Below are 8946 nucleotides of genomic sequence, written 5' to 3'. Positions count from 1 at the left end.
AGCCGTCCCGTCCCGGCGCCGAGGTCGACGACCGTCGCCGACTCGTCGAGCCCGTGCCGCCGGAGGACGGCGAGGTCATCGACCGGGTCGAGACCCTGCTTGCGGTCGTAGGCCGCGACGAAGGTGGGATCGAGATGCTCGAGACCGGCGTGGGCCAGCTCGTCGAGCGTCCACGGTGCCGTCACGCCCTCATTCTGCCCAGACCGGTCTGGACCGGCGGCTCGACTTCCCGCTCACCTCGCGCCGGATGGCGGCGTTCCGAAGCGCCGTCGGCAACGGGGACCGAGAGGGAGCGCGGTGCCCAGAGTCGACGCTCCTGAGCGCTCGCGGCGACCCGGCGTCACTTGGGTTGGAAGCGGTAGCTCCCGGCCCCGACCTGGAGGGTCGTGTGGTCGCGGTCCGTCTCGAGGATGCGCACCCCCGCGGCCTCGAGCAGCGGCTTCCCGCCTTCGGTGATCCCCTTGGTGCCGGTGGTCGGGAGGTGCACGGTCGCGGTGGCGTTCGTGGGGACGGTCAGGTCGAGGGCGGTCGCGCCCGATCGTGCCTGGCGGCGCCAGGCGACGGTGATGAAGCCTCGCGGCGTCGGGACGCGTCCGGACGCCCGGGCGAGGCCCCCGCGTGGTGGGGAGACGTCGAAGGTGGCGTAGCCCGGTCCGGTCGGGTCGACGCCGAGCAGCGCCCGTTGGATCTCGACGAGCACGTTCGCGCCCCAGCCGTGGGACATGCTGTCCCCGTTGGCGTCCGAGGGCTGCCAGACCTCCCACGTGAAGGTGCCGCCCCGGGCGAGGATGTTGGCCCACCCGGGCGTCCTGCGGTTGGTGATCCGATCGAGGAGGTCGTGCTCGCGTCCGGCGAGACGCAGCGCCTCGAGGAGCTCCCCGGCGGTGCGGGGCGGATTGGCCATGCCGAGGCTCGCGGCGTAGCGGGCGACCCCTTGCTCGGCGCTGGTGGGCACGACGCCGTACGCGACGGCCGCGGTGTTCGCGTCCTGGGAGGCCTGCTTCGTCTGGGCGCCGTTCCTGTCGAGCCCGTCGACGTAGATGCCGTCGGCGCGGGTCAGCCGGGCGTTGATCGCGGTCGTGAGGCGAGCCTGGCGTTGTCGCTGCTGGTCCACCTGGTCCGTGGGCTGACCGAGCGCGGCGGCGATGTCGCCCGCCCGCCGGAAGACGTCGACGCCGAGCACGTTCAGCCTCGTCACGACCGGAAACCGGTAATAGATGTTGGTGGCGGGGAGGCTCGTGACCAGGCCGGTCGACGGTTCGATCGCCGCTGCGACGTAGGTCGAGAGGTTGAGGACCGTGGGGTAGACGGTCTCCAGGACGCTGCGGTCCCCGGTGTCAAGCCAGTACTGCCAGACCCACTCCGGGTAGATCTCGCTGAACTCGTTGATGTCGAGCGCGCCCAGCCCGGTCGGGTAGATCTTGTTGATCCGGCCCTGGGGCCAGTAGCGCGCTTGCGACTGCGCGAACTGGAGCAGTGACTGGTGGGTGAGGTTCTGGTCGCCGAAGGCGGCCATCGCCGTCTGCGATTCGTTGAAGCCGTCCCAGAGCCACGGGCCCTTCTCCCGGGTTGGGGTGTCGACGAACTGCTCCTGGGCCGTGAAGAGCGCGGAGTGGCGGCCGAGCTCGAACACCGCGTCCGTCCGTGGGTCCGATGATGAGAACCGGGCTCCTCCTTCGTCGGGGACCGCGGTGTGCCGGGTGAGGGCGACGACGTCCCTCGGTGACAGGGTCTCGCCGGGGTTGTCCAGCTGCAGATAGCGGAACCCGAGGTAGTCGAACGGGTGGAAGGTCTGGCGGCCGGCGCGCTCCACGTACGAGTAGCTCATGTTCGTGTGCTGGGTTCCGTGGAGGACCGACACCGGTCCGTGCCCGCCGGCGCGCGAGTCGAGGAGGAAGCCGGCGTGCATCGTGACCTGGTGACCGCTCATCCCGTGGTGGAAGGTCACCGTCGGCACTGCCGCGTATACCTTCCCGAAGTCGGCGACGACCGCGCCGCTTCCCAGGCGAGTGAGCGATACCGCCCGCACCGGCTCCTCGACGACCCGCGTGCGGGCAGAAACGAGGTGGGTCCACGGGGCGACGCCGGCCGGCCCGAGCACGGTGGCGGGATCCCAGCGCCGGTCGTCGAAGCCCGGCTGATCCCAGCCGACGGGCTCGTGGGTCCCGTCGATGTTCTCGGTGTAGTCGACCTGGTCTCCCTCTTGGTCGCGTTGGGTCCCCGGTCCCCAGTTGCCCTGCAGCACCCGCCACGAGCCGTCGGTGGTGATCAGCTCGGTGCTGCCGTCTTGGTGCAGCACCGACAGCTGAGCGATGACGCCGGGGGTCCCAGCCGGGTGTCCCTTCGTCGCGCCCTGCCAGCTGGAGAGGATGCCGATCGCGTTGCTGGCCCCCGAGCGCAGCAGGCGGGTGACGTCGAGGGTCTCGTAGTACTGCGAGTCCGGGTAGCTGTACGCCTGTCCCTTGCCCGCGCGGACGCCATTGAGCGTCAGCTCATACTGCTGGTCGGCCGACACGTAGACGCGGGCGCGCACGACCGGCGACGACGGGAGGGAGAACTCCTTCCGGGCGTAGGTGTACTGGTCGTACTCGACGGTGTCGTTCGTGGCGCGGCGGATCCACTCGGCCCGCCAGTCCGGGTCCCCGAGCCCGGTCTCGAACCGAGCCGGCGCCGCGAACGGCCCCGCGGCCCCGGCTGCGTCCCAGGTCTGCACCGTCCACTCGTAGGTCGTGTCCGGAGCCAGCGCGGGCCCGAGGTAGGGAACGAAAGCCTCGTCGCTCGATGCGACCCGACCGCTGTCCCAAGTGCGCGCCGCGCTGCCCGCGCCGCCGGTCAGGAGCGGGCGAGTCACCACGATCCGGTAGCCGGCCTGCACCGCCCCCCGTCGGGGATCGCTCACGTGCCACGCGAACTGGACGTCGGCCAGGCCCAGCCCGACCGGGGCGGTCAACCCGTCGACGGTGAGCCCCTCCGGCGGGCCCGGCGCGGCAGCCCCGGTCCCCGGCGGCGGCGCGGCGCCGATCAACGCCAGCGCCATCGCGATCACCGCGACGCCACCGAGCAACCGGGTAGCGCGCGCCTCGCCGCGCGGCCTCAGGACCACACGGCGACACTACGCGGACCGGGTCCACGCGCGGCCGAGCGGACCGGCCGCGTGCCATGGCGACCGCCGCGTCCTCGGCGTGCCCGCCGGCAGGCGCGCCGCCGGCGGCGTAGGTTCGCGGGCCGGAGCTCGCGCTCGCGCAGCACCGGGCGCGCAGTCACGAACGCGGACTCAGCGCGCACGGACGGGCGCGGCTGGGAGACTCGTGATGCTGACCGAGGCCAGGCGAGAGGAGCACCGATGCTCGCGGTGAGCCCGAACTGGGCCGAGACGGTGACTGCGATCGCGACTGCCGTCGGGGCGCTCGGCCTGCTCGGGGCCATCGTCGCCGCGTTCCTCGCCGCGCAGCAGGTCCGCGAGACCCGGAGGAGCCGCCATACACAGATCGCGGGCGAGTTCTTGCGCCGCTGGAGCGAGCCCGATCTGGTTGAGACGCGGAGACTCGTCGCCGAGTTCAAGACCGGCGAGCACCTCCGCGCCGCGTTCCAGGGCTACATCGCGGCGAACGCGCCCGAGGCGTATGTCCTGTACCGCGAGCTGGACTACTTCGAGCAGCTGGGCGCGCTCGAGCGGCACGGCGCGATCGACTTCGAGTTCATCCGGTCACTGGCGGGTCCCACCCTGGTCCGCCGGTGGGACCTCTGGAAGCCGTCGGTCGAGGCGATCGGCGGTGAGAGCGTCTATCCGTCGTTCGCCGATCTCGCCTCGAGGATGCGACGGGCCTTGGACTCGGAGGAGCCGAGCCGTCGCTGAGGTCCCAGTCCCCTCGCGGGGAGGCGGGGCGGGGCCCGTCACGCGGCGGGACCGCCGGGTGCCCGGAGCAGGCGAGCGTGCACCACGGCCGGCGAGCAGGCGAACTCGACGGAATACCCGACCGGACCGTCGCCGAGATGGTCGAAGAGTCGCTCGCCGCGCCCGAGGAGGATGGGAACGATCGCCAGGTGCAGCTCGTCGATGAGACGAGCCCGGAGGTACTGCTGGACCGTGGCCGCGCCGCCGCCGAGCCTCACGTCGTGGCCGTCGGCCGCCTCCACCGCTCGCTCGAGCGCGGCCTCGATGCCGTCGGTGACGAAGTGGAACGTTGTCCCACCTTGCATCGTGATCGAGGCCCGCGGGTGGTGGGTCAACACGAACACCGGGTGGTGGAACGGCGGGTTGTCACCCCACCAACCCTTCCAGTCCGCGTCGCCCCACGGTCCGCGGACGGGGCCGAACATGTTGCGGCCCATGATGGTCGCGCCGATGCCGACCTCCCCCTGGGCGGCGAACTCGTTGTCGAGGCCCCGTTCGTCCCCACCGTCCAGGCCCTGCATGCGCCGGAAGCTGCGCGTCGCGAACACCCACTCGTGCAATCCGCCCCCGCCCACGCCGAGCGGGTTGTCGAGACTCTGATCCGGTCCCGCGGCGTAGCCGTCAAGCGAGAGCGAGAAGTTGTGCACGCGCAGCTTCGACATTGGCACTCCCTACCGTCGTGAGCTCGGGCCAGGCCGCCGCTGCTGGCAGCGCTCGGGCGGTTGATCGAATCGGCTCCGCTGCGAGCCGGTCACGTCTCGGCCCCGAGCCACGAATCGGGCGCTTCCGTCGGTCCGGGTGCCAGGGGTCACGCCGCTCGCCGAGCCCCGCCACGCGCGCCGGCGATCGCTAGTCGGCGTACTTCTCATAGATGCGCACGGTCTGATCGGACCGGTCCGGATGCGGTCGCTCCTGCCAGAGGCGCATCCCGATCTTCTCCATCACCCGGCCGGACGCCCGGTTGTCGGCGTTGTACCGAGCGATGACCCGCGGCAGCCCCAGCGGACCGAACGCGAACCGGAGGGCCTCTCGAGCGCCTTCGGTCGCCAGCCCTTGACCCCAGCAGCTGGGGTCGAGGAACCAGCCCACCTCGCTGACCGGCATCAGGTCCGGAGGTTCCCAGACCTTGGTCACGCCGAGCCACCCGGCGAACCCCTCGTGCGCGGTCTGCTCGACGGCCCAGAAGCCATACCCCTCGAGGTTCCACATGGCGACGTGCCACTCGAGCCAGAACTGGCTCTCGTCGGCGCCGTAGACGTGTCCGTCCCCGAAGTAGCGCATCATCTCCGGCTCCTGCTGCAGACGCAGCAGACCGTCCGCGTCGCTCATGCGCAGCGGCCGGAGACGGAGGCGCTCGGTCTCGACCTCCACGCCACACGGCCTAGCACGGGGGAAGGCAGCGGCTCCGACGTCCGCGCCCCCAGGCCGCCCGCGGGGTCGCTCCCGCGACCGACTTCAGCCCGGACCCCGGGGGTCGGGCGGCCGATCGCCGGGTACGGCCGTTGATGGTCGGATGTCGAGAATCCGGTCGCAGCACCGACATCTGGACGAGCGGCGCCGCCGGGGCGCCGCCGACCAGGAAGGATGGAGCGATGCGATTCATGCTGCTGCAGAACTACGGCGAGGTCGAGTCGGGCTGCGCGCCCATGACCGAGTGGACCCCCGACGACATCCAGGCCCACATCCAGTTCCAGCACGCGTTGAACCAGGAGCTCACCGAGCGCGGTGAGCTCGTCGACGCCCAGGGGTTGGCCGGGCCCGAGCGCGCCAAGTTCGTGGTGTCGGACGGGGCGACCGCACCAGTGATCACCGACGGTCCCTACCCCGAGTCCAAGGAGCTGCTCGCCGGGTACCGGATCGTGGACGTCGAGACCGCCGAGCGGGCCCTGGAGATCGCCGCTCAGGCGTCGGCGGCCCCCGGGCCGAACGGGGTGCCGATCCGCCAGCCCATCGAGGTCCGGGAAGTGTTGGGCGCTCCGGACCCCGAGGTGTGACCACCGCCACGAGCACCGAGGGCCGGCTGCGCGAGCTGGCGCCGCGGGTCCTCGGTGCCGTCGCCCGCCGGTACGGCGACCTCGCCGACGCCGAGGACGCGGTGCAGGAGGCCCTGCTCACCGCCGCCACGACCTGGCCCGCCGAGGGAGAGCCCGACCAGCCGCTGGCGTGGCTCATCCGGGTGGCCTCGCGCCGGATGGCGGACCAGTACCGCCGCGACGACGCTCGCCGCCGCCGGGAGGACCTCGCCGCCTCCTGGTCGGTCGCCCGGCCCGACCCCGCCTCGGGCCACGACGACACGCTGATCCTCCTCTTCATGTGCTGCCACCCGTCGCTCACGCCGGCGGCGGCCATCCCGCTCACGCTGCGCGCCGTCGGGGGTCTCACCACCCGCGAGATCGCCACCGCCTTCCTCGTCCCCGAGGCGACGATGGCCCAGCGGATCAGCCGGGCCAAGGCGAAGATCCAGGCGTCACCCGAGCCGTTCACGCTCCCGTCGCCCGACGAGCGCCCCGAGCGCTTGCGATCCGTGCTCCACGTCCTCTACCTCCTCTTCAACGAGGGCTACGCCAGCAGCAGCGGCCCCGACCTGGCCCGCACCGACCTCTCGGGCGAGGCCATCCGCATCACTCGGGCCGTGCACGCCGCGCTGCCCGAGGACCCTGAGGTGGCCGGCCTGCTGGCCCTCATGCTGCTCACCGACGCCCGACGGCCCGCTCGCACCCGAGCCGACGGCGAGCTCGTGCCGCTCGCCGAGCAGGACCGCACCCGCTGGGACCGGGGTCTCATCGCCGAGGGGGTGGCGCTCGTCACCGGGGCCCTGGAGCGGGGACCGGTCGGGGAGTACCAGCTGCAAGCCGCCGTCGCCGCGGTCCACGACCAGGCCGCCAGCCACGGGGACACCGACTGGTCGACAATCCTGTCCCTGTACGGCCGGCTCGAGCGGATGACCGGCAACCCGATGGTGACGCTGAACCGGGCGGTCGCGGCGGCGATGGTCGACGGGCCCGGCGCCGGGCTCGAACTGCTCGACGGTCTCGGTGAGCGCCTCGGCGACCACCACCGCCTCCACTCCGTCCGCGCGCACCTCCTCGAGCTGGCCGGCGAGACCGGGCCGGCCATCGTCGAGTTCCGGGCCGCGGCCACCCGCACCAGCAATCTCCGCGAGCGCCACTACCTCACCACGCAGGCCGCCCGCCTCACGGCCGCGCGACCGGATCAATGAGCGGACGCGGAGGCCCCACTCCGAGGCGTCGCGGCCCGTCGGGTCCTCGAGGCCGGCGCGCCCGCCGGGCTGAACATCCGAGCCGACACCTCGGCGCGTTCGACGGGCGACACCGCCGGCGACCGCCGAAGGGTCAGGTGAACGTCGACTGCCGGTCGATCTCGGCGAGCTCCTCCTCGGTGAAGGGAGGCCCTTCGAGGGCGACGACGTTGGCCTCGAGCTGCGCGACGCTGCTCACCCCCGTGAGCGCGGCGGTGACGCCCGGGTCTCGGAGCGTCCACGCGAGCGCCATCTGGGCGAGGGACTGCCCGCGCCGGCCGGCCACGGCGTTCAGGGCTCGGACACGGTCCAGGAGCAGAGGGTGGCGGACCTCGGCGGTCAGCGTCACGCCCGCGCTGGCTCGTGAGCCGCGGGGCACGGACTCGAGGTAGCGATCGGAGAGCAACCCCTGCGAGAGGGGCGAGAAGACGATGCAGCCCGCACCCTCGTCTTCCAACACCGCGAGCAGGTTCTCCCGCTCGATCCAGCGGTCCAGGATCGAGTACGACGGCTGGTGAACCAGCAGCGGCGTGCCCAGTCCCCGCAGAATGGCGGCGGCGTCACGGGTCTGGGCGGCCGAGTAGGAGGAGACGCCGACGTAGAGCGCCTTGCCTTGTCGCACCGCCGTGTCGAGCGCCCCGAGCGTCTCGTCGAGCGGGGCCTCGTCGTCGAAACGGTGGGCGTAGTAGATGTCGACGTAGTCCAGGCCGAGCCGCGTGAGGCTCTGATCGAGGCTGGCCCGGACGTGCTTGCGGGAGCCGCCCTCCCCGTACGGGCCGTCCCACATGAGATAGCCCGCCTTGGTCGAGATCACGAGCTCGTCTCGATGGCCCCGCAGGTCGCGACCGAGAACCCGGGCGAAGTTGCGCTCAGCGGCCCCGGGCGGCGGTCCGTAGTTGTTCGCGAGGTCGAAGTGCGTGACGCCGAGATCGACGGCACGGCAGATCACGTCGCGCTGGTTCTCGAACGAGCGATCGTCGCCGAAGTTCTGCCAGAGTCCGAGCGAGATCGCGGGCAGGCGCAAACCGCTTCGTCCCACGCGACGAAACTCCATCGGGTCTGAATAGCTGGCGCTGATCGGGCGGGCAAACCGCGTGGGGCCGACGGGCACAAGGCGCTCAAGGTCCGTCCGCCAGCAGATCGCCCGGGGGGTCGGCACCGCCTCCCGGCGAAGGCAAGCACCCGCACGAGGCGGAAGATCCCGCAGCAGACCGCCAGCTCGGCAGCGGCCATAATCGGGGCGGTGACAGCGATGCAGACGACGAGCGCCCTCGACCTCCGGCCGCTCACACCGGTGATCGGGGCCGAGGTCCTCGGTCTCGACCTCTCGCGGCCGCTCGATGACGAGCGCATCCGCCAGGTCCGCACCGCGCTGACGAGCCATCTCGTCCTCTTCTTCCCGGACCAGGAGCTCACACCGGAGCAACAAGCCGCGTTCACCCGTCAGTTTGGAGAGCTGACGCCCGCGCATCCGGTCATCCCGGCCCTGGATGGGCACCCGGAGGTCCTCCCCATCGACAGCCGCGCGAACAAGTCGGCCTTCTGGCACACCGACGTGACGTACGTCAACACACCGCCGCTCGGCACCGTCCTGTACATGCTCGAGATGCCCGAGGTCGGCGGCGACACCATGTGGGTCAACCTGCAGGCTGCCTACGACGCGCTCGCCGAGCCGGTCCGCGGCCTCTGCGACCAGCTGGTCGCAATCCACCACGACCCGTGGTTCGCCGCCGACGTGGAGGCTAACGGGGGCTTCGAGTGGGACGGCGCGTGGGTGGACAAGCTCTACCCG

General features: G+C 71.9%; 9 protein-coding genes. 4 read left to right on the top strand and 5 right to left on the bottom strand.

The features are described 5' to 3' along the window. Together VG869_08625 and VG869_08620 are read right to left on the bottom strand one after the other, a co-directional pair. On the bottom strand, positions 1-185 hold a 185-nt coding region (locus VG869_08625; protein HEV3451255.1), incomplete at its 3' end, for a class I SAM-dependent methyltransferase. Positions 186-340: 155 nt separating this feature from the next. After that, positions 341-3103, bottom strand: coding sequence for a family 78 glycoside hydrolase catalytic domain (locus VG869_08620; protein HEV3451254.1), 2763 nt, complete (start codon positions 3101-3103; stop codon positions 341-343). Positions 3104-3343: 240 nt separating this feature from the next. On the opposite strand from VG869_08620, the gene VG869_08615 reads away from it, so the two are divergent. After that, complete coding sequence (locus tag VG869_08615) at positions 3344-3856, top strand: hypothetical protein (GenBank protein HEV3451253.1); 513 nt, start codon at positions 3344-3346, stop codon at positions 3854-3856. 38 nt (positions 3857-3894) lie between these two features. On the opposite strand, the gene VG869_08610 is transcribed toward VG869_08615, so the two are convergent. Both VG869_08610 and VG869_08605 read right to left on the bottom strand, forming a co-directional pair. Then, on the bottom strand, positions 3895-4557 hold the full coding sequence (locus VG869_08610; protein HEV3451252.1) for a dihydrofolate reductase family protein: 663 nt from the start codon (positions 4555-4557) through the stop codon (positions 3895-3897). 187 nt (positions 4558-4744) lie between these two features. Beyond that, positions 4745-5266, bottom strand: a complete 522-nt coding sequence (locus VG869_08605) for a GNAT family N-acetyltransferase (GenBank protein ID HEV3451251.1) — start codon at positions 5264-5266, stop codon at positions 4745-4747. Positions 5267-5487: 221 nt separating this feature from the next. Here VG869_08605 and VG869_08600 point away from each other — a divergent pair, with 221 nt between their 5' ends. Both VG869_08600 and VG869_08595 read left to right on the top strand, forming a co-directional pair. Beyond that, positions 5488-5889: a YciI family protein gene (locus tag VG869_08600; protein ID HEV3451250.1), complete on the top strand. Its 402-nt coding sequence runs from the start codon at positions 5488-5490 to the stop codon at positions 5887-5889. Then, the gene (locus VG869_08595; GenBank protein ID HEV3451249.1) at positions 5886-7115 is read left to right on the top strand and encodes a sigma-70 family RNA polymerase sigma factor; all 1230 of its coding nucleotides are present in this window, start codon (positions 5886-5888) and stop codon (positions 7113-7115) included. The genes VG869_08600 and VG869_08595 overlap by 4 nt, the downstream gene beginning before the upstream one ends. Positions 7116-7248: 133 nt before the next feature. On the opposite strand, the gene VG869_08590 is transcribed toward VG869_08595, so the two are convergent. Next, entirely contained in the window at positions 7249-8208 is a 960-nt protein-coding gene (locus tag VG869_08590; protein ID HEV3451248.1) for an aldo/keto reductase, read from the bottom strand. 198 nt (positions 8209-8406) lie between these two features. On the opposite strand from VG869_08590, the gene VG869_08585 reads away from it, so the two are divergent. Further along, positions 8407-8946, top strand: a 540-nt coding sequence (locus VG869_08585; GenBank protein ID HEV3451247.1) for a TauD/TfdA family dioxygenase, incomplete at its 3' end; no start/stop codon positions are given.

This window comes from Acidimicrobiia bacterium (assembly GCA_035948415.1).
Lineage (GTDB): Bacteria > Actinomycetota > Acidimicrobiia > IMCC26256 > PALSA-555 > PALSA-555.
The sequence above is the reverse complement of the archived record's forward strand: the minus strand, read 5'-3'. Positions and strand labels throughout refer to the sequence as shown.

What these genes read in the sequence shown, in the direction of transcription:
- VG869_08615 (HEV3451253.1), top strand. Translation starts at nt 3,344, where the DNA reads ATGCTCGCGGTGAGCCCGAACTGGGCCGAGACGGTGACTGCGATCGCG.
- VG869_08610 (HEV3451252.1), bottom strand. Translation starts at nt 4,557, where the DNA reads ATGTCGAAGCTGCGCGTGCACAACTTCTCGCTCTCGCTTGACGGCTAC.
- VG869_08600 (HEV3451250.1), top strand. Translation starts at nt 5,488, where the DNA reads ATGCGATTCATGCTGCTGCAGAACTACGGCGAGGTCGAGTCGGGCTGC.
- VG869_08590 (HEV3451248.1), bottom strand. Translation starts at nt 8,208, where the DNA reads ATGGAGTTTCGTCGCGTGGGACGAAGCGGTTTGCGCCTGCCCGCGATC.